A 20,076-nucleotide genomic window follows, 5' to 3' on the forward strand; every position below is an offset into this window, starting at 1 on the left:
CGCCGGACGGCCGGCCGGCGCCGGCACCCACGTCCCGGTGCGGGTTGCAGCCCGCCACCAGCACACCGGCGGCCGAGGCCGAGGCGGCCGCCCGCAGCAGGGCACGACGCTCTACGGAAGTCACCACCCCATTAGAGAGGCAACTAATCCGAATTAGGGCGATCTATCCGATTCGTCAGGGTGCGTGTCGTCTCGGACCCGCACCCGGAGAACGCCGGAGCGGGCGCTACGCGGGCCAGGCGCTCGCCAGCATCGCCCGGGTGTCGGCGAGGAGTTGGGGCAGCACCTTGGTGTGGCCGACCACCGGCATGAAGTTGGTGTCGCCGCCCCAGCGCGGGACGACGTGCTGGTGCAGGTGGGCCGCGATACCGGCCCCGGCGACGGTGCCCTGGTTCATCCCGATGTTGAAGCCGTGCGCCCCGGAGGCGGTGCGCAGCGCGGTCATCGCCCGCTTGGTGAACTCGGCCAGCTCCGCGGTCTCCGGCCCGTCCAGCTCCGGGTAGTCGGCGACATGGCGGAACGGGACGATCATGAGGTGCCCGCCGTTGTACGGGTAGAGGTTCAGCACCGCGTAGACATGCTCACCGCGCGCGATCACGAGGCCGTCCTCGTCCGATTTCGCGGGGATGGTGCAGAACGGACAGCCGTCGTCGGCCCCCGGGCCGGTCGGCTTGTTCTCCCCCTGGATGTAGGCCATCCGGTGGGGCGTCCACAGGCGCTGGAAGGCGTCCTGCGTCCCGACTCCGATCTGCTGCTCCGGCTCGCTTGTCATACGGGCCAGCATATGGCTTCGCCCGTTGGCACCGTGTCGTTGGGGCGCATACCCTGCCCCGCTCCGCGATGCTGTGCCGGTGGACAGGGACGTACGGCTGCAGGAGTGGGAGAGGCGCGCCCAGCCCTTTCTCTTCATCGCCTCGATCTTGTTTCTCACCTCCTACACGGTCCGGGTCCTGGACCTCGACCTCTCCCCCGGCTGGTACGCCCTCTGGGAGACCGTCACGTTCGTGAGCTGGACGGTCTTCGTGGCGGAATACCTGGCACGCCTGGCCTTCACCCACGACCGGTGGCACTTCGTGCGCACCCGCTGGCTGGATCTGATCGTGACCGTGCTGCCGCTGCTGCGACCGCTGCGCATGATCGACCTGCACGAGCGGATGCAGCTGCGCCGGGCCGTTCCCGGGCTCGCCCTGGAGGCGCGGGTGATGACGTACTCCGGGCTCGCCGCGCTGCTGCTGGGCTACGCCGCCAGCCTGGCGGTCTACCACGACGAGCGAACCGCCCCGCACGCCAACATCCGCACCTTCGGCGACGCGGTGTGGTGGGCCGCTTCCACGCTGACGACGACGGGGTACGGCGACGCCACCCCGGTCACCGCGCGCGGCAGGGTGATCGCGGTGGGGCTGATGTTCGTCGGGGTGGCCCTGGTCGGAGCGGTGGTGGGCTCCTTCTCCTCCTACCTGATGCGCCGCTTCCGGCTGGAGGGCGAGCGATGACGAGGCCCCGGAGAGCGGGTCGCTCTCCGGGGCCTCGTAACTCAGGTCACCGCCGTCACACCTGGACGCGACGCTCCACGACGTCGAGCAGCTCGGCGATCGCCTCCTCGCGCGGGATGCCGTTCTTCTGCGAACCGTCGCGGTAGCGGAAGGACACCGCGCCGTGGGCGACGTCCTCGTCACCGGCGATGATCATGAACGGCACCTTGCTCTTCTGGGCGTTCCTGATCTTCTTCTGCATGCGGTCCGAGGAGGAGTCCACCTCGACCCGCAGCCCCTTGGCCTTGGCCTCGGCCGCGAACTCCTGGAGGTAGGGGACGTGCGCGTCGCCGATCGGGATACCGGTCGCCTGGACCGGGGCCAGCCACGCCGGGAAGGCGCCGGCGTAGTGCTCCAGGAGCACCGCGAAGAACCGCTCGATGGAGCCGAACAGCGCACGGTGGATCATGACGGGGCGCTGCTTGGAGCCGTCGGCGGAGGTGTACTCCAGGTCGAACCGCTCCGGCAGGTTGAAGTCCAGCTGGATGGTCGACATCTGCCAGGTACGGCCGATGGCGTCCTTGGTCTGCACGGAGATCTTGGGCCCGTAGAACGCGGCGCCGCCCGGGTCCGGGACCAGCGGCAGGCCCTGCTTCTCGGCCACCTTCCGCAGCACCTCGGTGGCCTCCTCCCAGGTCTCGTCCGAGCCGACGAACTTCTCCGGGTCCTTGGTGGACAGCTCCAGGTAGAAGTCGGTCAGACCGTAGTCGCGCAGCAGGTCCAGCACGAAGGTGAGCGTGGCGTCCAGCTCGTCCGCCATCTGCTCCCTGGTGCAGTAGATGTGCGCGTCGTCCTGGGTGAAGCCGCGGGCACGGGTCAGGCCGTGCACCACACCGGACTTCTCGTACCGGTACACGGTCCCGAACTCGAAGAGGCGCAGCGGCAGTTCACGGTACGAGCGGCCGCGCGCGTCGAAGATCAGGTTGTGCATCGGGCAGTTCATGGGCTTGAGGTAGTAGTCGATGCCCTCGTCGAGCTGCATGGGCGGGTACATGCCGTCGGCGTACCAGTCCAGGTGGCCCGACTTCTCGAACAGCTTCCCCTTGGTGGCGTGCGGGGTGTAGACGAACTCGTACCCCGACTCCTCGTGGCGCCGACGGGAGTAGTCCTCCATGACCCGGCGGATGATGCCGCCCCTGGGGTGGAAGACCGCCAGACCCGAGCCGATGTCCTCGGGCACGGAGAACAGATCCAGCTCGGCCCCCAGCTTGCGGTGGTCGCGCTTCTCGGCCTCGGCGAGGAACTCCAGGTGCGCCTTGAGCTCGTCCTTGGTCGGCCAGGCGGTGCCGTAGATCCGCTGGAGCTGCTTGTTCTTCTCGCTGCCGCGCCAGTACGCGGCGGCCGAGCGCATCAGCTTGAACGCCGGGATGGCGCGGGTGCTGGGCAGGTGCGGACCGCGGCACAGGTCCTTCCAGCACAGGTCGCCGGTCTTGGCGTCGAGGTTGTCGTAGATGGTCAGCTCGCCGGCGCCGACCTCGGCGGAGGCGCCCTCGGCGGCGTCCGCCGCGGAGCCCTTGAGCCCGATCAGCTCCAGCTTGTACGGCTCGTCGGCCAGCTCCTCGCGGGCGGCGTCGTCGCTGACCGCACGGCGCGCGAACTTCTGCCCGCGCTTCTGGATCTCCTGCATCTTCTTCTCGATGCGCTTGAGATCGTCCGGGTGGAACGGGGTCTCGACGTCGAAGTCGTAGTAGAAGCCGTCCTTGATGGGCGGGCCGATGCCGAGCTTCGCCTCCGGGAACAGCTCCTGCACGGCCTGCGCCATCACATGCGCGGTGGAGTGCCGCAGGATGTTCAGGCCGTCCTCGGAGGTGATCTCGACGGGCTCGACCGCGTCACCGTCGGCGACCTCGTAGGCCAGGTCCTTCAGCTCCCCGGCCACCCGCGCGGCGACGACACCGCGCTCGCCCTGGAAGAGGTCGGCAGCCGTAGTGCCCGTGGTCACCACGCGTTCTTCCCGCTCGGAATCGCGTTGGACGGTCACACGGACGTCTGACACCGGTCTCTCCTGACTCATGTCTCTTTCGCGTCAGCGATTGCTGCGCAGCCGAATCGTACCGAGCCACCGGACCCGACCGCGAAACGGTTTCACCACCCCCGGCTCGCGGGCCGTCATTCCTCCGCGCCGCATGCCTCCTCGAAGAAGTCCAGATTCTCCTGCAGCGACTTCAGCAGCCGGTCCCGCTCCGCCTCGTCGACCTGTACGGGGGTGACCTCACGGCCGCCGGTGATCCGGCGGAACCCGCCGCGGCTCTCCAGCCGCCCGGTCACCCGCACCGGCAGCCCGACCAGGTGCGCGTGCCCGGCGATCCGGTAGTCCTCCTCCCCCAGCGCGACCCGCACCTGGAGCACATCGGCCCCGCTGAGCACCCGCAGCCGGACCGTTCCGGGGCCGCCCGGCCGCTCCCTGCGCAGCCGCACCACCGCCCCGGTCACCCGCACCGGCAGCGACGGCTCCGCACGGACATAGCGCCGGGCCGCCTCCTGCAGCGCGGGCAGGTCACCGGGCGAGAACTCCACCGGCTCGGGGCGGGCCGGGCAGCCGGCCGGGGCGCCGGCCGCCGGTGACCACGCCACCGCGATCCGCACCCCCTCCGCGTCCCGCACCAGCGCGATCAGCGCCTGGGCCAGCTCATGACAGACCCCCAGCCCGACGGCCGCGTCGAAGGCCTCCATCCCGCCGGTGGCCCGCCGGTAGTCGGTGGCGTCACGGGCCGCATGCAGCGCCCGCTGCAGCCCGGCGACCGCCCGGCGACCGCCGCGCACCGGCACGAACGCGGTCAGCCGGCGCCCGGCCACCGCCGGCCCGACCAGCACCTGGTTCAGGAACCCCTCGGCCTGCCGCTTGTGCCGGGCGCCGTAGTAGCCGGCCCGGCCGTACGTCCCCAGTGCCCCGGCCAGCAGCAGCGAACGGGCCGCGCCGCGCAGCTGCTCCTGCACCACCCAGTGCGCGGCCCCCGAGCCGCCGTCGGGGACCTCGCGCTCCCAGCGGACCTCGTCGCTGGGCACCGCCAGCCCCATCAGCACCTCACGCGCGGAGGGCACCGCGCTCCGCGCCAGCGCCGCCAGCGCCTCCGCGAGCAGCTCGTCGCTGTCCGGGAAGCGGCGGTCGTGCGGGATCAGCAGGCTGGCGCCGCCCGCGCCGCCGGGCGGTGTCCACCGGGTGAAGTGGCCCGCCGCCCCGCCCCGGCGCCGCCAGCCGTGCCGGGCCAGCAGCGCGCCGAGCACCGCGGGGTCGAGCTGCGCGGGATCGAGCAGCCGTGCGTCGTGGTCGTCGGTCGGCCGGTACGTCACGGTCTTCCTCCCGCCCCGACCCGCGTCATGATCTCGCACAGCGCTCGGTCGTCGAAGATCCGCGCGGTGGGAATCCGCACGGTGGTCCTGCGCCGGCCGGTCACCGGGTGGCCGGCCAGGTTGGTCCAGTAACAGCAGTGCCGCAGTTCGAGACGGTCGTGGCCGGCCCGCAGCCAGTCCTCCTGGGTCCGCGGGACGAGCATCACGACCAGGATCTTGTGCACCGTCACGGGCGTGCGGGCCAGCTTCACCAGGTGGTCGTTGTCGAGCGTGAACGCGAACGTCGGCCCCGGCGGGCGCGGGGCGGTCTGGTAGGTGCACTTGAGCTGCACCTTGATGGTGACCTCGTCGTCGACGGTGTGGCCGGGCGCGCCATGGCTGACGTGCCAGTCGATCCCGTTGTCCGGGAAGGGCTGCGCCAGCGAACATCCGGAGGCGGCGGCGACCGCGTGGAGATAGCCCACCTGGAGGGTCTCCATGCAGGCGGTGGTGGCGAGTCCGCCGCGCTGCGGGATGGTCCGCGCAGGCAGCAGCCCACCCGGTTCGGGCTGCGCGAGCGTCATCGCGGAGTTGCCTTCCGGGCTGTACCGGTCGATGCGTGGATGACGGGGAGGAGGCGGAGCGCGCCGGCCCGTCCCTCTGGTTGTCTCCGCGTCAAGTGCTCCGCAAACAAGGACGGTTCGAGCACCGCGCGGCTCGGGTATCACCAGCTCGGGTGGCGTTGCCTGTCATCCCCCGTACGAGCGCGAGGAGTTGGGATGATGCCGTGCTGGTATGACGGACCGCTTGCCGCTTTCGACACCGAGACCACCGGGATCGACGTCGAGCGCGACCGCATCGTCTCCGCGGCCCTGGTGGTCCAGGAGACACCGCGCTCCGCGCCCCGGATCACCCGCTGGCTGATCAACCCGGGCGTCGGGATACCGGACGCCGCGACGGCCGTGCACGGCCTGACGGCCGAACACCTCGCCCTCCACGGGCGCTGGCCGGCACCGGTCCTGGAGGAGGTGGCACGCGCCCTGGCCGCCCAGTCGGTGGCCGGCCGGCCGCTGGTCGTGATGAACGCCCCGTTCGACCTCACGCTGCTGGAGCGCGAGTTGAAGCGGCATCGGGCCAGCTCGCTGAACGCCTACCTGGGCGGCCACCCGCTGCGCGTCCTGGACCCCCATGTCCTCGACAAGCACCTGGACCGCTACCGCAAGGGCCGCCGGACGCTCACCGACCTGTGCGCGCACTACGAGGTCGAGCTGACCGACGCCCACGAGGCGGCTGCCGACGCGCTCGCCGCGCTGCACGTCGTCCGGGCCCTGGGGCACCGCTTCGCCGAGCGCCTGGAGGGGCTGCACCCGGCGGAGCTGCACACCCGCCAGGCCGTCTGGTACGCGGCCCAGGCCCGCGGACTCCAGGCGTGGTTCGCCCGCAGCGGCAATCCCGAGGTCGTCGATCCGCACTGGCCGCTGCGCCCCGAACTCCCCGCGGCGGCCTGATCCCGTCTCAGAATTCCGTACAACGGCAAACGCACCGGGCGGAATTCCGGTGCGGCGTTCTTCCAACGAAAAGGACCGGGCCGCCATTTGCGGCCCGGTCCTTGATCCCGGTGGGCGATACTGGGTTCGAACCAGTGACCTCTTCGGTGTGAACGAAGCGCTCTCCCACTGAGCTAATCGCCCGGGTGTCGGCGGGGTTTCCCTCGCGAACGAGCAGAACAATACAGGCCCCGCGGCGCTTCCATCAAATTCCTCTTCCACGGCGGCACCGGGCCGCCGCGCCCCGGCGCCCGGCACACCTCATCCGCGGGCCAGCCAGGCCGCCAGACCGCGCCGTCCGGCCCGCATCATCAGCGCGTGGTTCGCGAGGAACACCGGCCGCCCCGGCAGCGCGAACCGCCGCAGCAGCGGCTTGCAGACCTCGACCTCCTGCTCGAAGACGGCACGGGTGCCGCCCTCGCCGGGCACCACCGTCCAGCGCGCCCAGCCCGCCAGATCACCGCGCATCGTCATCTCCAGCACCCCCGCCCCCGGGTCCCGCACCCGCTCGCTCGCCACCACCCACAGGTCGTACGGCAGCAGCGAACGGAACCGGGCGGTGCCGCTGCGCTCGTCGAGCCGGGTCACCTCGCGGACCTGCGGCCACCACCGCGGGTAGGTCTCGGCACGTTCCAGGACGGCGTACACGACGGTCGGCGGGGCGTTCAGCAGCCATACGCTGCGGAAGCGGTAGTGGTACGGCCGACGGAACCAGGCGGGCATGATCCCAGTGTGCGCCCCACGGCGGGCCGCCCGTCCAACAACGACGAGGGCCCGGAGACTTGATGTCTCCGGGCCCTCGTCCCGGGTGGGCGATACTGGGTTCGAACCAGTGACCTCTTCGGTGTGAACGAAGCGCTCTCCCGCTGAGCTAATCGCCCGGGCGCACCGCCAACATTACCGCACGTCGACGGGCACTTCTGACCACTTCCCGGTCACTCGGAGACGTTCCACGGCATCGCCAGGCCGAACTTCCAGACGTAGACCGCGAGCAACGCCGCGATGATCACCACGCCGATGGTGGTCAGGATGATGTTGCGGCGCCGCACCTTGGGGTCCAGCGCCTTCTGGGCCGCTTCGGTGACCTTGCGCTTGGTCCAGCGCAGCACCAGCTGCGCCCAGACGAACTCCGTCGCCCAGATCGCCATACCGCCGAAGATCACCAGCCAGCCCGGCCCCGGGAGCGGCAGCATGATCACGCCGGCCACCACGACCGCGAGACCGACGACGAAGACCCCGACCTGCCAGCTCACGTGGAGCGGCCGGGAGCGCTTGATGAAGTGCGGCGCCCGCGAACCGAGCGGCTTCTCGGCCGGAGCGGCGTCCCCCTCCACCACTACCGGCCCCCCGTTACTCTGCGTATTCATACTCCCCAACTTACCGGACGCGACAGCCCGCCGGAATTACCGCTGGGGACGATCTCGCAATCCGCCGGAAGAGGTACCTGAAGCCACACAAAACCGTCAGAGGGGTTTACAACGGCACCGTAGGTGGCATGTCGATTTCGCCGACGTGCGAATCCCCGAGCGCACACTGAGCGAAAGGCCCTGGCGCTTATGAACACCACGGTCAGCTGCGAGCTGCACCTGCGCCTCGTTGTGTCGAGCGAGTCCTCACTGCCTGTACCCGCGGGCCTGCGGTATGACACGGCCGATCCCTATGCCGTGCATGCCACCTTCCATACCGGAGCCGAGGAGACCGTCGAGTGGGTTTTCGCCCGCGACCTCCTCGCCGAGGGCCTGCACCGGCCCACGGGCACCGGAGACGTCCGCGTATGGCCGTCCCGGAGCCACGGACAGGGTGTCGTCTGCATCGCCCTGAGTTCCCCGGAAGGCGAAGCCCTGCTCGAGGCGCCCGCGCGGGCTCTCGAGTCGTTCCTCAAAAGGACCGATGCCGCCGTACCGCCCGGTACGGAGCACCGGCATTTCGATCTCGACACCGAGCTCTCCCACATCCTTGCGGAGAGCTGAGACGCAGACCGCTTACCGAAAGCACCCACCCGCTCACACTTGCGCCCGTCCGACTCGGGGAGACGGCGCAGGACCGACAAGTTCACACGGCACACTTCGGCGTCGTCGCCGCGGACCCACCGCGGAGTCGGCGCTGAAGCTTGTTCGAAGCGCTAGAGTCGGCGACCATTCGGCAACCACCGGGGGCGGTACCCGTCCGGCCCCACCCTGCCAGGGAGCGGAACCGTGATCATCACCCATGACACCCGGTGCGCGCTGGAAGCGGTCGTCGATCTGCTGAACACCGCGCCGGAGGGCGAGGCGCCCGGGGCGCCGGACAGCCTGACCGATCTCGCGGCCCTCGAGGACTTCGTCCGGCGCCACGCCGTCAGCGGCGTGGGCGCGCTCGGTGCGGGCGATCTGGCCACCGTACGGTCGGTGCGCGCGCGGTTCGCGCGGGTCTTCGCCGCCGCTGACGACCGCGCCGCGGCCGAACAGCTGAACGCGCTGGTCGCGTCGGCCGGCACCACTCCGCAGCTGACCGACCACGACGGGTACGACTGGCACGTCCACTACTTCGCGCCGGGCGCCTCGGTCGCCGATCATCTGGCCGCGGACGGCGGGATGGCGCTGGCCTTCCTCGTCGTCGCCGGGGAGCGCGAGCGGCTGCGGCACTGCGAGGCACCGGACTGCCGGCACGCCTTCGTCGATCTCTCCCGCAACCGCTCCCGGCGCTACTGCGACAGCCGTACCTGCGGGAACCGGCTGCATGTCGCCGCCTACCGGGCACGGCGGCGGGAGGCCGCGGGCTGAGCGGCGGCGCGACGGGCCTCACAGCAGGAAGAGGTCGTGCATCGCGCCGAGGAGGAGCAGGAAGCCGATGACGGCGAGGAAGAGCATCAGCGGCGGCTGGGACAGCGCGAACAGACAACCGCGTGGTTCGGGGGACGGGGCGTCGTCTTGGGCGAGGGCGCACTCATCGTTCATCTCGCGCGCATCATGGCGCAGACGATCGTCCAAGTGCGCCCGATAGGCGCCTCAGCAGCGGTAGTTCATCAGATCCCGTGCTTTTTCAGGATCGCTTCGATGTCCGAGAAGTCATCCTTGGGGGCGCCACCCCTGGCCGGTGCGGCCTTCCCCTTGGCGGCCGGCTGCGCCGCGGGCCGGCCCGCGCCGAGGGAGGGGGCGGAGGCACCGGGAGCCACCGCTTCGGTCCGGTCGGCCGCCGCGGCCCGGCGCTCCTTACGGCTGCCGAGCCCACCGCGGCGGCGCTCGACCGCCCTGGTGACCATGAACAGCACGACCGACAGCGCGAGCACGCCGAAGCCGGCCCAGACCGTGGGCTTGAAGACGATGCCGGTGACCCAGTCGATGACGCCCGTCATCACCAGGCCGATGGGGATCAGGGAATAAGCGGCGATACGGGCCGCGGCCAGGAACCGCTTGCGGTACGCCGTGATCGCGGCGACGCCCAGGCCCGCTGCCGACACCGCGGCACAGACGGTCGAGGTCAGCATCCGGTCCTCCTGCCGATGGATGGGTGAGCAGGCGGTCTGCTCCCTTCCATCCTGCCTTGTCCGGGCCCGCGCGGGCCATGTTCCGGCACGGCCTCAGGGACATCTCCGGGTCGGCCTCCTCCCGAGGTCCCGGTTCGGGCCCCGGGCGGCGGGCTGGAAGACTGGCAGCCATGAACGACGCCACCACCGCCTCCCCCGCCCGTCCCGTCCGCCCCGTACTGGACGTGTGGTGCGAACTGCAGTGCCCGGACTGCCATGCCGCGCTGGAGGACCTGCGGGCGCTGCGGGAGCGCTACGGCGACCGGCTGGAGATCCGGCTGCGCCACTTCCCGCTGCCGAAGCACCCGCGCGCCCACGCCGCCGCGCAGGCCACCGAGGAGGCCATCGAGCAGGGCCGGGGCTGGCCGTACATCGAGGCGGTGCTGGCCCGGACCGAGGAGCTCGGCAAGCGCGGGGACAAGCTGCTGGTGGACGTCGCCCGCGAGCTGGGGCTGGACGCCGAGGAGCTGGACACCGCGCTGATCGACGGGCGGCATCTGCTGATCGTCGACGCGGACGAGGCCGAGGGCAAGGCCATCGGCGTGACCGGGACCCCGACGTATGTGATCGGCGGCGAGCGGCTGGACGGCGGCAAGAGCCAGGAAGGGCTGCGTGCCCGGATCGAGGAGATCGCCGACCGGCTGCTGGCCGAGCAGGGCTGAGCCGCGGCCTCACCGGCGCGGCGCGGGCCGGCTCAGAGGATCGGCTTCCACAGCAGATATCCGGTGGGCCGGTAGCCCAGCGACGTGTAGAGGCCGAGCGCCGGGGTGTTGCCCGCGTAGACGTTCAGACCGAGGCTGGTGCGGCCGGCGGCGAGGCTCTCCCGCTCGGCGACCCGCATCAGGGTGCGGCCGTGGCCCTGCCCGCGGTGGCCGGGCGCGACCTGCACCTCGACGACGTAGCCGCCGGGCTGGTCCGGCATCCGCAGGGCGACCCAGATACTGCCGACGTCGGCGCCGCCGTGGGTCAGGACCCGCAGCGCCTGGTCGGGCGTCTCCACGCCGTCCGGGAGCAGGGCGCGGTGGCCGGCCACCGCGGCCTCCTCGGCGCGCTCCCGGGCCATTCCCTGGCCGGTCTGCGTACGCACGTGCTCGGCGAGCGCGGCGTCCCGCCAGGCCGGGTACTCCGCCTCGCTCAGCGCACGGTCGCTGCTGCCTTCGGGCAGCGGGGGCGGAGCGGTGAGGGACTTGCTCATCGTGCGGCTGCGCTCGGTGTAGCCCAGCGCCGCCGCGAGCCGCCCGGCGGCCCCGGCGCCGGCCGGGACGGTCAGTTCGATCTGCCGGCAGCCCCAGCCGCGCAGCACCTCCTCCGCGGCGAGCGCGGCGACCGTGGCGCGGCCCCGGTGCCGGTCCGGCTCGTCGACGGCCAGGTCCGCGATCCGGCCGGCCGCCGGCCCGAAGCGGGCGTCCGTCGTCAGCCGTATCCCGCCGACCCGGCGGCTGTTGACGCAGATGTCGTACGGACGGGCCCGGTGCCCGTCGTCGTGCCGTTCTTCCGGTCCCGCGGGGCGCAGCGTTGTGGTCACGAGGACTTTCTACTCGCCCCCGTGCGGGCGCGTCATCACCGCGGATCGAAGTCGGCGGCCGACTGCTCGTCGAAGATCCGCATGGCTTCCGCGGTCACCGGGCCCGGCTCGTCGACGAGTTGACGGTCGTCGACCCGGGTCACAGCCTGGACGTCGCGCAGCGTGGAGGTCAGGAAGATCTCCTCGGCGCGCTCCAGGGCGTCCAGCGGCAGGTCGGTCTCCTTGGCGCCGGCCCAGGCGACGGTCAGGGCACGGGTGATGCCCGCCAGGCAGCCGGAGTGCAGCGGCGGGGTGTGCAGTTCGCCGTCCAGGACGACGAAGACGTTGGAGCCGGTGCCCTCGCAGAGCGCGCCGACGGTGTTGGCGAACAGCGCCTCGGAGGCGTCCCGTTCCCGCGCGCGGGCCAGGGCGACCACGTTCTCGCCGTACGACGTGGTCTTCAGGCCGGCGAGCGCACCGCGTTCGTTACGGGTCCACGGAACCGTGACGGCGGCGGTGGTGTCGGGGCGGCGCGTGGTCTCGGAGAGCGCGATGACCAGCGTGGGACCGGCGTCGCCGCGGTCCGAGCCGAGCGGGGAGACCCCGCCGGTGTAGGTGAGCCGCAACCGGCCGAGGGCCATCGGGTTGGCCTCCATGACGGCCTCGCAGCCGCGCCGCACCTCGTCGAGGTCGGGGTCCGGCAGGCCGAGCCCGCGGGCGGAGGTGGTCAGGCGCTCCAGATGGCGGGTGAGGGCGAAGGCACGGCCGCGCTCGGCCTTGATGGTCTCGAAGACCCCGTCGCCGACCGTCAGCCCGTGGTCGAAGACCGAGACCCGGGCGCTTTCGGCGTCCTGCAGTCCCCCGTCGAGCCAGATCTTCATCGCTTGCCTCCACTCACCTCGTGCAGGCCCGACGCTACCGCCAGCAGCCTGCGCGCCTTCAACTCGGTCTCGTCCCACTCCCGCTCCGGATCGGAGTCCCAGATGATCCCCGCACCGGCCCCGAAACGCAGCACCGGACCGGCGGGCGGGGTGCGGTCGATCCAGAACGTCCGGATACCGACCGCGAGCTCACCGGTGCGGCGGTCCGCGTCGACCCAGCCGATGCCGCCGCAGTACGGCCCGCGGGGCGCGGTCTCCAGCTCGCCGATGATCCGCAGCGCGCTGGACTTGGGGGCGCCGGTGACCGATCCGGGCGGGAAGGTGGCGTCCAGCAGATCCGCCCAGGCGGTCTTCTCGTTCGCCTCCGCCAGCTCACCGCGCACCGTGGAGACGAGGTGGACCAGGCCGGGGTGCTCCTCGACGGCGCACAGTGCCGGGACGGTGACGCTTCCGGTGGCGCAGACCCGGCCGAGATCGTTGCGGACCAGGTCCACGATCATCACGTTCTCCGCCCGGTCCTTCGCCGAGAGGTCCGCCGCGGTCCGTCCGGTGCCCTTGATGGGACCCGAGGAGACGATGCGGTCGTCGCGCCGCAGATACAGCTCCGGGGAGGCGCTGGCGATCTCCACGCCGTGGCCGGGCAGCCGGATGGTGCCCGCGTGCGGGGCGGGATTGCCGCGGGCCAGCACCGCGGACAGCGCGTCGACATCGGCCCGGCCGGGGTCGGGCAGCGGCGCGGTCAGCACCCGGCAGAGGTTCACTTGGTAGACGTCACCGGACGCGATGTGTTCACGGACGCGCCGCACCCCGCCGGTATAGGCGTCACGGTCCAGCGAGCTGGTCCAGTCGTCGGGCGCGGGGCCTTGCCAGCCGTCGGGGGCGGGCCGGTCCGCGGCGGTGGCCGGCCGGACGTCGCCGAAGCGGGCACAGACCACGGTGCCCTCGAAATCGGCGGCGACCGCCCACCAGCCCGTGGAGTCCAGAGCCGCGGGATCGCTGGTCACATCCCGCAGGTCGGTGGCTATCAGGCCGCCGAAGCGGGCCATCGGAGCGAAGTCGTGCACGTCAGCGAGTCTATGGCGGCGGCCCGCGCGCCGCCTGCGCCGAGCTCGCACCGCAGCACGCTGCACAAACGCGTTTTTGTACTGGCCCCGGAATCCGCTAGAGTTCAACACGTCGCCGGGACGCGCCAAGCGCCCCGGAGGACAGGTAGCTCCCGGACGTAGTCTGGGAGAGACAGTGCGGACGTAGCTCAGTTGGTAGAGCACCACCTTGCCAAGGTGGATGTCGCGAGTTCGAGTCTCGTCGTCCGCTCGATGTGGGGGATCTTCCCGAACCCCCTCACTCCTGGTGGAGTGGCCGAGAGGCGAGGCAACGGCCTGCAAAGCCGTCTACACGGGTTCAAATCCCGTCTCCACCTCCAAGGACGATTAGCTCAGCGGGAGAGCGCTTCCCTGACACGGAAGAGGTCACTGGTTCAATCCCAGTATCGTCCACTGGATTCCCGGAAACGGGGTATCCGTCCCGCGCGATTAGCTCAGCGGGAGAGCGCTTCCCTGACACGGAAGAGGTCACTGGTTCAATCCCAGTATCGCGCACGCAGCCACTGGTCTTCCGATCCGTGGTCCCGCGGACGATTAGCTCAGCGGGAGAGCGCTTCCCTGACACGGAAGAGGTCACTGGTTCAATCCCAGTATCGTCCACACCTGATACCGAGGGCCGGAGCATTGCGCTCCGGCCCTCGGTCGTGTGTCAGGAGGAGAAGAGCATGTGGCCGAAGCCGCGGTGATGGCCGTGGTGTCCATGGTGACCGTGGTGGCCGTGCTGTGGAGCGCCCCAGGCGGGGGCCGCCGGGTAAGCCTGCGGAGCGGGCGGTGGCGGCGGGGCCTGCTGGGCCTGCTGGGCCCACTGTGACTCGAGACGGGTCAGCGCCTCCAGTTCGCCGTAGTCCAGGAATATCCCCCGGCAGCCGGCGCACTGCTCGATCTGGACGCCATTGCGCTGGTATGTCTGCATCGGTGCATGGCACTTGGGGCATTGCATCGTCACTCAACTCCCGTCATCCGCGACTGCTCACGGCGGCACCGCCGGAACGGCCTCCCGGCAGCGGGGCGTTCAGCCTACGCCGGGGCCGCCGGACGCCAACTGCCGTGACGGGGACGTCATCCGGGCACAGGCCTCGACGGCCGCGGTCTCCGCCTCGTCCAGGGGCGGGCGGCGGTGGCGGCCTTGGCGACGGCGAGCGCGGCGGTCTGCACGGTGAGCGCGCGGGCCGGTACCTCCAGGCCGGGCCAGGGATCGCCGGCCGGTCCCACGGCGGGGCCGCCGGCCGCGCGGTAGGCGGCCAGGAACCGCGTCCAGAGGTCCGGCGCCAGAAGGCCGGTGGCGAACCAGGCGGCGGGGCGGGCCAGGTCCCAGGCGCCGTCGCCCCGGCCGAGGTCGTCGATGTCGATGAGGAGCCAGCGGCCGTCGCCGGCGGGGTGGCGGACGAGCTGCCCCAGGTGCAGATCGCCGTGGCAGAGGGTGCCGTCCCGTGGCGGCGGGGCTTCGTCGCGGGCCCACGGGGGCAGGGTGACCCAGGCCCGCTCGACGACCGCGGCCGCCGCGGGCAGCGCGCCGGTGACCGTACGGGGCCCGGCCGGCGGGACATCGGCGAGGGCCGGGGCGGTCCGCAGGCGCGCCAGGGCGCGGGCGGCCTTGGCGGGGCCGCGCATCGGCGGCACGGGGCCGGGAAGTTGGCGCGGGTCGACGGAGTGCAGACGGGCCAGCAACCGGGCGGCGTCCTCCCAGGGCGCGGCGTCGGGGTCGTCGGGCGGGACCGGGCTGCCGTAGGGCCAGCGGGTGAGCGCCCGGCCCTCCTCGGAGAGGGTGAGATAGCCGTCGGGGGCGGTGACCGGGAGCGGGGGCAGCAGGATGCCGTGCAGGAACGGGTGGGCGGCGATCCGCAGCCGGGCGGCGAGCGCGCGGAGGTCACCGTCGGGGGCGTGCGCCTTGGCGACCGTACGGCCGCTGCGGACGACCGTGCCGTCGGGCCGGTCGGCGAGCACCTCCGGGGTGGCACCCGGCGCGTCTTCCGGGGCGGCCGTCGCGGACAGCGCGGCCAGGCGGACGAGCAGTGAGGTGGTCATCGTTCCCCCGAGTCCTGCGCGTGGCCGGATGCGCCGTGGGTGGCGGTACGGGCAAGGGGCGCCCGGTAGGGGATCGTAGGCGCGGGGCGGGCGGGGTGGGAGGGGGCTGCCCCAGTGCGAGGGCGCGGTGGTCCGGAGTGGGCGGTGACGGCCAGCGGGCCATGAAAGGCGAGTGGACCGGACGCTCGAAGGCCGGGCATCTCCCCAGATGCCCGGCCTTCGTGCCGTCCGCCGCACCCCCCGTCCCCACGGGGTCACAGCCGGATGTCCCCCGTCCCGGGCCGCTCTCCCAGGACCGGGGCGCCGCTCAGCGCCCCAGCAATCCGGCCACGGACGACGCCTGTGACAGGACGGCCTCCCAGCCGCCGAAGACCACGGCGAGAACGATCGCCAGCGGCAGCACCATGGCCACCGCGACGAGCGGGTGGCGGGTACCGGAAGGCTGCTGCCCGGCGGGCGTCGAGGCGGCCCTGCGCCCCTGTGCCCGAAGAGCCGCCCGCCCGGAGGTCCGCGCCATCGTCCCGCTCCTGTCGTGATCCGGGCGGCGGGCGTCTGACCTCGGGGGACGAGTGCTCCGCCCGCCGCTTGAAGACCACCCTAGGCTCGCGGCCGGCGCCGGGCGTCATGCCGTCGTACCGATTGGTCGGCCTCCAAGAGGATGACGGCACGGCGCCCCGCCTACTCCTCTGGGTGGAGACCCGCGCCCACGACCAGGGCACATCCCGGAGAGGGAGCGTCGCCCGCACCACCCCGGGCACTCCTGAGGGTGACCTCGATCACTCCGGCCGCTCCCCCGTGTACGGCCGTTCCACCCCCGCACCGCGTCCGCCCCGCGGCCCGTTCCCGCGCCTCGGCCGCCCCCGCCGCATCCCCGGCCAACCCGCCCTGATCCCCCTACATCCGGTCAATCCCCCTTCTGTGACGGATCATTGGGATCATCCGTAGGAGATCGGACCGCACAACCGGAGGTGGAGATTCCGCACTCCGTGCCCCACACGTGCCACGGTCAATCCACCGTACGGCGCATGCGCGGCCTCTCAGCACAGCGAGCCGTCAATCCGTAAGCTGTGCCACGTCAGACGGTTGGCAGCGGAGGGGGCTCCCCACCGCAGGTAGGGGACGGACATGGCGATGATGCGGCTCCGACGCGAGGACCCGCGTGTCGTCGGGACGTTCCGGCTGCACCGCCGGCTCGGCGCGGGCGGGATGGGCGTGGTCTACCTCGGCTCGGACAAGCGCGGGCAGCGGGTGGCGCTCAAGGTGATCCGGCCGGACCTGGCGGAGGATCAGGAGTTCCGGTCGCGGTTCGCCCGGGAGGTCTCCGCCGCCCGGCGGATTCGCGGCGGCTGTACGGCCCGGCTGGTCGCGGCCGACCTCGACGCGGACCGCCCCTGGTTCGCCACGCAGTACGTCCCGGGCCCCTCGCTGCACGACAAGGTCAACGAGGAGGGCCCGCTGTCCCCGGCGCAGGTCGCCTCCATCGGCGCGGCGCTGTCCGAGGGGCTGCTGGCCGTCCATGACGCGGGCGTGGTGCACCGCGACCTGAAACCGTCCAACATCCTGCTGTCGCCCAAGGGCCCGCGGATCATCGACTTCGGTATCGCCTGGGCGACCGGTGCCAGCACCCTGACCCACGTCGGTACTGCCGTGGGCTCACCGGGCTTTCTGGCGCCGGAGCAGGTGCGCGGGGCCGCGGTGACCCCGGCGACGGACATCTTCGCGCTGGGCGCCACCCTCGCGTACGCCTGCACCGCGGACTCCCCGTTCGGCCAGGGGAGTTCGGAGGTCATGCTCTACCGCGTGGTCCATGAGGAGGCACACCTCGGCGGGGTGCCGGACGCGCTGGCGCCGCTGCTCGCCTCGTGTCTGGCCAAGGACCCGGCGGACCGTCCCAGCACCCTGTCGCTGTCGTTGCGGCTCAAGGAGATCGCGGCCCGGGAGGCGCACGGGCTGTCCGGCGGGCCCCTGGACGACGGGGCCGGGGCCGGTTGGGAGCGCGTGGAGCGCCGCACCGCGGAGCGGCCGACCGGGCAGCGGGCCGAGGAGTACGCGCGCCAGCGCACCGAGCGCCGGACGGCGGGCTCCACGCCGCGTCCGCACCCCTCCCGCCCCCAGGTTCCGCGGAACGCGGGCGCCCGGCCGGCCGGGCCGGTATCGGCCGCGGGGAAGACCCCGCGGACCGGCGGGCGGAACGGACGCCGGGTCCCGGCCCCGCGGCCCACGGGGCGAAACGGTTCACGTACCCCCGTACGCACGACCTCGGGCGGGCGCCGGCCCGGACCGGACCGTCGGCTGCTGCGGCAGCGCGTCATCGTGTTCGTGGTGGTGACGCTGCTGGTGGCGCTCGGTATCGCGGCCGCCCAGGGGTGCCAGGGGCCGGCGCATGGACTCGGGGCGGAGCGGTCGGTGGCGGCGGTGCCGTCGGCGGGGGTGGTCGCCGGGGCGGAGGCCGGGGCGGAGAGGCCTTACGGGGTGGGGGAACAGAACCCCTAGGGGATGCGAGCGCCCCCTTCGGGGCCTCAACGCGGTGGGGTGGGGCGGTTATTCCTCCGGTCGCCCGGTCGCCACCGCGTAGAAGGCCACCGCGGCGGCCGCGCCGACGTTGAGGGAGTCGACGCCGTGTGCCATCGGGATGCGGACCCATTCGTCGGCGGCACGGAGGGCGCCGGTACTCAGGCCGTCGCCCTCGGCGCCCAGCATCAGCGCGGCGCGCTCCAGGGTGTGCGGGGCGGCCTCGTCGATGGCGGTGGCCTTCTCGGCCGGGGTCAGGGCGAGCAGCTTGAAGCCCGCCTCCCGTACGGCGGCCAGGTCCCGGGGCCAGCTCTCCAAGCGGGCGTACGGCACGGAGAACACCGCGCCCATGGAGACCTTCACCGAGCGGCGGTAGAGCGGATCGGCGCAGTCCGGGGACAGCAGCACCGCGTCCATGCCCAGGGCCGCCGCGCTGCGGAAGATCGCACCGATGTTGGTGTGGTCGTTGACCGCTTCCATGACGACGATGCGGCGGGTGCCGGCGAGGAGGTCGGTGGCGTCCGGCAGCGGCTTGCGCTGCATGGAGGCCAGTGCGCCGCGGTGCACGTGATAGCCCGTCACCCGCTCGGCGAGGGCCGGGCTGACGGCGTAGACCGGTGCCGGGACCTCGTCGATGACATCGCGCATGACGTCGACCCACTTGGCCGAGAGCAGCATCGAGCGCATCGTGTAACCGGCGTGCCGGGCCCGCCGGATGACCTTCTCGCCCTCGGCGATGAAGAGCCCCTCCGCGGGCTCGCGCCGGCGCCGCAGCTCGACGTCGGTCAGACCGGTGTAGTCGGCCAGCCGGGGGTCGTCCGGGTCGTCGACGGTGATGATTTCTGCCACGGGGAGATAGTGCCTTGTCGGTGTCGGGGTGCCAATGCCGCGTCGGGGGATCGGTTACCTGGGGGTAGGGGCCACGGCGACGACCTCGCCGATGACGATGACCGCCGGGGGCCGCACACCCTCGGCCCGGACCGTCTCGCCGAGCGTCGCGAGGGTGGCGTCGACGCGGCGCTGGGCCGCGGTGGTCCCCTCCTGGATGACGGCGGCGGGGGTGTCCGCGGCGCGGCCGTGCTCGATCAGCTTGGCGGCGATGGCGCCGCTGTTCTCCACGCCCATCAGGACGACGAGGGTGCCGCGCAGCTTGGCGAGCGACGGCCAGTCCACCAGCGAGCGCGCGTCGTCGGGGGCGACATGGCCGCTGACGACGGTGAACTCGTGGGCGACGCCACGGTGGGTGACGGGGATGCCGGCGGCTCCGGGCACCGAGATGGTGCTGGAGATGCCGGGGACGACCGTGCAGGGGATGCCGGCCTCGGCGAGCGCCTGGGCCTCCTCCATGCCGCGACCGAAGACGAACGGGTCGCCGCCCTTGAGCCGGACCACGGCCTTGCCGGCCTTGGCGTGCTCGATCAGCGCGTTGTTGATGGCCTCCTGGGCCATGAACCGGCCGTAGGGGATCTTCGCGGCGTCGATGACCTCGACGTGCGGCGGGAGTTCGGCGAGCAGGTCGCGGGGGCCGAGCCGGTCGGCGATCACGACGTCGGCCTCGGCGAGCAGCCGGCGGCCGCGGACGGTGATCAGGTCGGGGTCGCCGGGGCCGCCGCCGACCAGCGCCACGCCCGGGGTGTGCGGGCGGCGGTGGTGCGGGGCGGCGAGGCTGCCGTCGCGCAGCCCCTCGACGATGGCGTCGCGTACGGCGGCGGAGCGGCGCGGGTCGCGGCCGGTGAGCACGGCGACGGTGACGCCCTCGCTGCGGCCGGTGGCCGGGGTCCAGGCGGTGGCCGCCTCGGCGTCGTCGGAGCGTACGCACCACACCCGGCGGTCCTCGGCCTCCTGGGACGCGGCGGCGTTGGCCTCCGGGTCGTCGGTGGAGATCAGCGCGTACCAGGCACCGTCGAGGTCGCCGTCCCGGTAGCGGCGGCGCTCCCAGCCCACCTCACCGGCGTCGGCCATGGCCTCGACCGACGGGGTGGCGGACGGGGAGATCAGCAGGACGTCGGCGCCCGCGGCGACGAGGGAGGGGAGCCGGCGCTGGGCCACCTGGCCGGCGCCCAGGACAACCACCCGGCGGCCGGACAGCCGCAGTCCGACGGGGTAGGCAGCGTGTTCGGCGGCGTGCTCGGCCATGGCGGTACGGCTCCTTGTGCGGATGATGCGGGTTCGGCGACCGGCGCAGCCACTGCGGCTCT

The 20,076-nt window shown here is 72.4% G+C and carries 21 protein-coding genes, 7 tRNA genes and 1 pseudogene; 11 read left to right on the top strand and 18 right to left on the bottom strand.

Annotated features, from left to right (window positions below; all coding sequences use genetic code 11):
• Positions 1-226: 226 nt before the first annotated feature.
• Positions 227-784 carry an HIT family protein gene (locus ACWC9R_RS29260; RefSeq protein WP_362610002.1) on the bottom strand — a complete coding sequence of 186 codons (558 nt, stop codon included), beginning with the start codon at positions 782-784 and terminating at the stop codon, positions 227-229.
• Positions 785-845: 61 nt separating this feature from the next.
• Here ACWC9R_RS29260 and ACWC9R_RS29265 point away from each other — a divergent pair, with 61 nt between their 5' ends.
• Positions 846-1,493 (top strand): potassium channel family protein, encoded by a 648-nt coding sequence (locus ACWC9R_RS29265; protein ID WP_450735991.1) that lies wholly within the window; start codon positions 846-848, stop codon positions 1,491-1,493.
• A gap of 55 nt (positions 1,494-1,548) precedes the next feature.
• Here ACWC9R_RS29265 and thrS read toward each other — a convergent pair whose 3' ends face one another.
• The 3 genes from thrS to ACWC9R_RS29280 form a co-directional block, all read right to left on the bottom strand.
• Positions 1,549-3,528, bottom strand: coding sequence for a threonine--tRNA ligase (thrS, locus tag ACWC9R_RS29270; RefSeq protein ID WP_450735993.1), 1,980 nt, complete (start codon positions 3,526-3,528; stop codon positions 1,549-1,551).
• A 113-nt stretch (positions 3,529-3,641) separates the two neighbouring features.
• Positions 3,642-4,823 (bottom strand): hypothetical protein, encoded by a 1,182-nt coding sequence (locus ACWC9R_RS29275; RefSeq protein ID WP_450735994.1) that lies wholly within the window; start codon positions 4,821-4,823, stop codon positions 3,642-3,644.
• On the bottom strand, positions 4,820-5,386 hold the full coding sequence (locus ACWC9R_RS29280; RefSeq protein ID WP_450735995.1) for a DUF4365 domain-containing protein: 567 nt from the start codon (positions 5,384-5,386) through the stop codon (positions 4,820-4,822). Before ACWC9R_RS29280 ends, ACWC9R_RS29275 begins: the two co-directional genes overlap by 4 nt.
• Positions 5,387-5,584: 198 nt before the next feature.
• On the opposite strand from ACWC9R_RS29280, the gene ACWC9R_RS29285 reads away from it, so the two are divergent.
• Positions 5,585-6,310 (top strand): exonuclease domain-containing protein, encoded by a 726-nt coding sequence (locus ACWC9R_RS29285; protein ID WP_450736045.1) that lies wholly within the window; start codon positions 5,585-5,587, stop codon positions 6,308-6,310.
• A 111-nt stretch (positions 6,311-6,421) separates the two neighbouring features.
• On the opposite strand, the gene ACWC9R_RS29290 is transcribed toward ACWC9R_RS29285, so the two are convergent.
• The 4 genes from ACWC9R_RS29290 to ACWC9R_RS29305 form a co-directional block, all read right to left on the bottom strand.
• Positions 6,422-6,493: transfer RNA gene (locus ACWC9R_RS29290), tRNA-Val, on the bottom strand.
• 117 nt (positions 6,494-6,610) lie between these two features.
• Positions 6,611-7,072, bottom strand: a complete 462-nt coding sequence (locus tag ACWC9R_RS29295; protein WP_450735997.1) for an SRPBCC family protein — start codon at positions 7,070-7,072, stop codon at positions 6,611-6,613.
• An 86-nt stretch (positions 7,073-7,158) separates the two neighbouring features.
• Positions 7,159-7,230: transfer RNA gene (locus ACWC9R_RS29300), tRNA-Val, on the bottom strand.
• A gap of 54 nt (positions 7,231-7,284) precedes the next feature.
• Positions 7,285-7,716 carry a TIGR02611 family protein gene (locus ACWC9R_RS29305; protein WP_450735998.1) on the bottom strand — a complete coding sequence of 144 codons (432 nt, stop codon included), beginning with the start codon at positions 7,714-7,716 and terminating at the stop codon, positions 7,285-7,287.
• A gap of 189 nt (positions 7,717-7,905) precedes the next feature.
• Here ACWC9R_RS29305 and ACWC9R_RS29310 point away from each other — a divergent pair, with 189 nt between their 5' ends.
• Together ACWC9R_RS29310 and ACWC9R_RS29315 are read left to right on the top strand one after the other, a co-directional pair.
• Positions 7,906-8,319 carry an SsgA family sporulation/cell division regulator gene (locus ACWC9R_RS29310; RefSeq protein WP_003959770.1) on the top strand — a complete coding sequence of 138 codons (414 nt, stop codon included), beginning with the start codon at positions 7,906-7,908 and terminating at the stop codon, positions 8,317-8,319.
• A 225-nt stretch (positions 8,320-8,544) separates the two neighbouring features.
• On the top strand, positions 8,545-9,111 hold the full coding sequence (locus tag ACWC9R_RS29315) for a CGNR zinc finger domain-containing protein (RefSeq protein ID WP_450736000.1): 567 nt from the start codon (positions 8,545-8,547) through the stop codon (positions 9,109-9,111).
• Positions 9,112-9,129: 18 nt separating this feature from the next.
• On the opposite strand, the gene ACWC9R_RS29320 is transcribed toward ACWC9R_RS29315, so the two are convergent.
• The gene (locus tag ACWC9R_RS29320; protein WP_450736002.1) at positions 9,130-9,285 is read right to left on the bottom strand and encodes a hypothetical protein; all 156 of its coding nucleotides are present in this window, start codon (positions 9,283-9,285) and stop codon (positions 9,130-9,132) included.
• Between the two features lie 68 nt (positions 9,286-9,353).
• A complete protein-coding gene (locus ACWC9R_RS29325) occupies positions 9,354-9,815 on the bottom strand; it encodes a hypothetical protein (RefSeq protein WP_362610025.1) in 462 nt (153 codons plus the stop codon).
• 170 nt (positions 9,816-9,985) lie between these two features.
• Here ACWC9R_RS29325 and ACWC9R_RS29330 point away from each other — a divergent pair, with 170 nt between their 5' ends.
• Positions 9,986-10,516: a DsbA family protein gene (locus tag ACWC9R_RS29330; protein ID WP_450736004.1), complete on the top strand. Its 531-nt coding sequence runs from the start codon at positions 9,986-9,988 to the stop codon at positions 10,514-10,516.
• A gap of 32 nt (positions 10,517-10,548) precedes the next feature.
• Here the strand turns inward: ACWC9R_RS29330 and ACWC9R_RS29335 are convergent, their stop codons facing one another.
• Genes ACWC9R_RS29335 through ACWC9R_RS29345 form a run of 3 tightly spaced genes read right to left on the bottom strand, consistent with a single transcriptional unit; the run spans position 10,549 to position 13,303 of the window.
• Entirely contained in the window at positions 10,549-11,379 is an 831-nt protein-coding gene (locus ACWC9R_RS29335) for a GNAT family N-acetyltransferase (protein ID WP_450736005.1), read from the bottom strand.
• Between the two features lie 35 nt (positions 11,380-11,414).
• A complete protein-coding gene (locus ACWC9R_RS29340) occupies positions 11,415-12,239 on the bottom strand; it encodes an aminotransferase class IV (RefSeq protein ID WP_450736007.1) in 825 nt (274 codons plus the stop codon).
• A complete protein-coding gene (locus ACWC9R_RS29345) occupies positions 12,236-13,303 on the bottom strand; it encodes a chorismate-binding protein (protein WP_450736009.1) in 1,068 nt (355 codons plus the stop codon). Before ACWC9R_RS29345 ends, ACWC9R_RS29340 begins: the two co-directional genes overlap by 4 nt.
• A gap of 177 nt (positions 13,304-13,480) precedes the next feature.
• Here ACWC9R_RS29345 and ACWC9R_RS29350 point away from each other — a divergent pair.
• The 5 genes from ACWC9R_RS29350 (at position 13,481) to ACWC9R_RS29370 (ending at position 13,942) form a co-directional block, all read left to right on the top strand.
• Positions 13,481-13,553: transfer RNA gene (locus ACWC9R_RS29350), tRNA-Gly, on the top strand.
• Positions 13,554-13,588: 35 nt separating this feature from the next.
• Positions 13,589-13,662 (top strand) — tRNA-Cys (locus tag ACWC9R_RS29355).
• A gap of 1 nt (position 13,663) precedes the next feature.
• Positions 13,664-13,735: transfer RNA gene (locus ACWC9R_RS29360), tRNA-Val, on the top strand.
• A 30-nt stretch (positions 13,736-13,765) separates the two neighbouring features.
• A tRNA-Val gene (locus ACWC9R_RS29365) sits at positions 13,766-13,837 on the top strand.
• A 33-nt stretch (positions 13,838-13,870) separates the two neighbouring features.
• Positions 13,871-13,942, top strand: a tRNA-Val gene (locus tag ACWC9R_RS29370).
• A 49-nt stretch (positions 13,943-13,991) separates the two neighbouring features.
• Here the strand turns inward: ACWC9R_RS29370 and ACWC9R_RS29375 are convergent.
• The 3 genes and pseudogenes from ACWC9R_RS29375 to ACWC9R_RS29385 all read right to left on the bottom strand — a co-directional run bounded on the left by ACWC9R_RS29375 (position 13,992) and on the right by ACWC9R_RS29385 (position 15,884).
• Positions 13,992-14,282, bottom strand: a complete 291-nt coding sequence (locus tag ACWC9R_RS29375) for a TFIIB-type zinc ribbon-containing protein (protein ID WP_450736011.1) — start codon at positions 14,280-14,282, stop codon at positions 13,992-13,994.
• A 72-nt stretch (positions 14,283-14,354) separates the two neighbouring features.
• Positions 14,355-15,367: pseudogene (locus ACWC9R_RS29380) on the bottom strand (phosphotransferase family protein).
• A 307-nt stretch (positions 15,368-15,674) separates the two neighbouring features.
• Positions 15,675-15,884 carry a hypothetical protein gene (locus ACWC9R_RS29385; RefSeq protein WP_450736013.1) on the bottom strand — a complete coding sequence of 70 codons (210 nt, stop codon included), beginning with the start codon at positions 15,882-15,884 and terminating at the stop codon, positions 15,675-15,677.
• Between the two features lie 608 nt (positions 15,885-16,492).
• Between ACWC9R_RS29385 and ACWC9R_RS29390 the strand changes: the two genes are divergently transcribed.
• Positions 16,493-17,860, top strand: coding sequence for a serine/threonine-protein kinase (locus ACWC9R_RS29390; RefSeq protein WP_450736015.1), 1,368 nt, complete (start codon positions 16,493-16,495; stop codon positions 17,858-17,860).
• Positions 17,861-17,908: 48 nt separating this feature from the next.
• Here the strand turns inward: ACWC9R_RS29390 and ACWC9R_RS29395 are convergent, their stop codons facing one another.
• Positions 17,909-18,727 carry a TrmH family RNA methyltransferase gene (locus ACWC9R_RS29395; protein ID WP_450736017.1) on the bottom strand — a complete coding sequence of 273 codons (819 nt, stop codon included), beginning with the start codon at positions 18,725-18,727 and terminating at the stop codon, positions 17,909-17,911.
• 54 nt (positions 18,728-18,781) lie between these two features.
• A complete protein-coding gene (cobA, locus tag ACWC9R_RS29400) occupies positions 18,782-20,014 on the bottom strand; it encodes a uroporphyrinogen-III C-methyltransferase (protein WP_450736018.1) in 1,233 nt (410 codons plus the stop codon).
• Positions 20,015-20,076 lie beyond the last annotated feature (62 nt).

The sequence above is a fragment of the Streptomyces sp. NPDC001219 genome (assembly GCF_053597915.1).

Excerpts from the sequence above, each read along its gene's own strand:
- cobA (WP_450736018.1), bottom strand. The coding sequence starts at position 20,014 with ATGGCCGAGCACGCCGCCGAACACGCTGCCTACCCCGTCGGACTGCGG.
- ACWC9R_RS29305 (WP_450735998.1), bottom strand. The coding sequence starts at position 7,716 with ATGAATACGCAGAGTAACGGGGGGCCGGTAGTGGTGGAGGGGGACGCC.
- ACWC9R_RS29375 (WP_450736011.1), bottom strand. The coding sequence starts at position 14,282 with ATGCAATGCCCCAAGTGCCATGCACCGATGCAGACATACCAGCGCAAT.
- ACWC9R_RS29320 (WP_450736002.1), bottom strand. The coding sequence starts at position 9,285 with ATGAACGATGAGTGCGCCCTCGCCCAAGACGACGCCCCGTCCCCCGAA.
- ACWC9R_RS29260 (WP_362610002.1), bottom strand. The coding sequence starts at position 784 with ATGCTGGCCCGTATGACAAGCGAGCCGGAGCAGCAGATCGGAGTCGGG.
- ACWC9R_RS29310 (WP_003959770.1), top strand. The coding sequence starts at position 7,906 with ATGAACACCACGGTCAGCTGCGAGCTGCACCTGCGCCTCGTTGTGTCG.
- ACWC9R_RS29280 (WP_450735995.1), bottom strand. The coding sequence starts at position 5,386 with ATGACGCTCGCGCAGCCCGAACCGGGTGGGCTGCTGCCTGCGCGGACC.
- ACWC9R_RS29390 (WP_450736015.1), top strand. The coding sequence starts at position 16,493 with ATGGCGATGATGCGGCTCCGACGCGAGGACCCGCGTGTCGTCGGGACG.
- ACWC9R_RS29340 (WP_450736007.1), bottom strand. The coding sequence starts at position 12,239 with ATGAAGATCTGGCTCGACGGGGGACTGCAGGACGCCGAAAGCGCCCGG.
- ACWC9R_RS29295 (WP_450735997.1), bottom strand. The coding sequence starts at position 7,072 with ATGCCCGCCTGGTTCCGTCGGCCGTACCACTACCGCTTCCGCAGCGTA.
- ACWC9R_RS29330 (WP_450736004.1), top strand. The coding sequence starts at position 9,986 with ATGAACGACGCCACCACCGCCTCCCCCGCCCGTCCCGTCCGCCCCGTA.
- ACWC9R_RS29385 (WP_450736013.1), bottom strand. The coding sequence starts at position 15,884 with ATGGCGCGGACCTCCGGGCGGGCGGCTCTTCGGGCACAGGGGCGCAGG.
- ACWC9R_RS29325 (WP_362610025.1), bottom strand. The coding sequence starts at position 9,815 with ATGCTGACCTCGACCGTCTGTGCCGCGGTGTCGGCAGCGGGCCTGGGC.
- ACWC9R_RS29285 (WP_450736045.1), top strand. The coding sequence starts at position 5,585 with ATGCCGTGCTGGTATGACGGACCGCTTGCCGCTTTCGACACCGAGACC.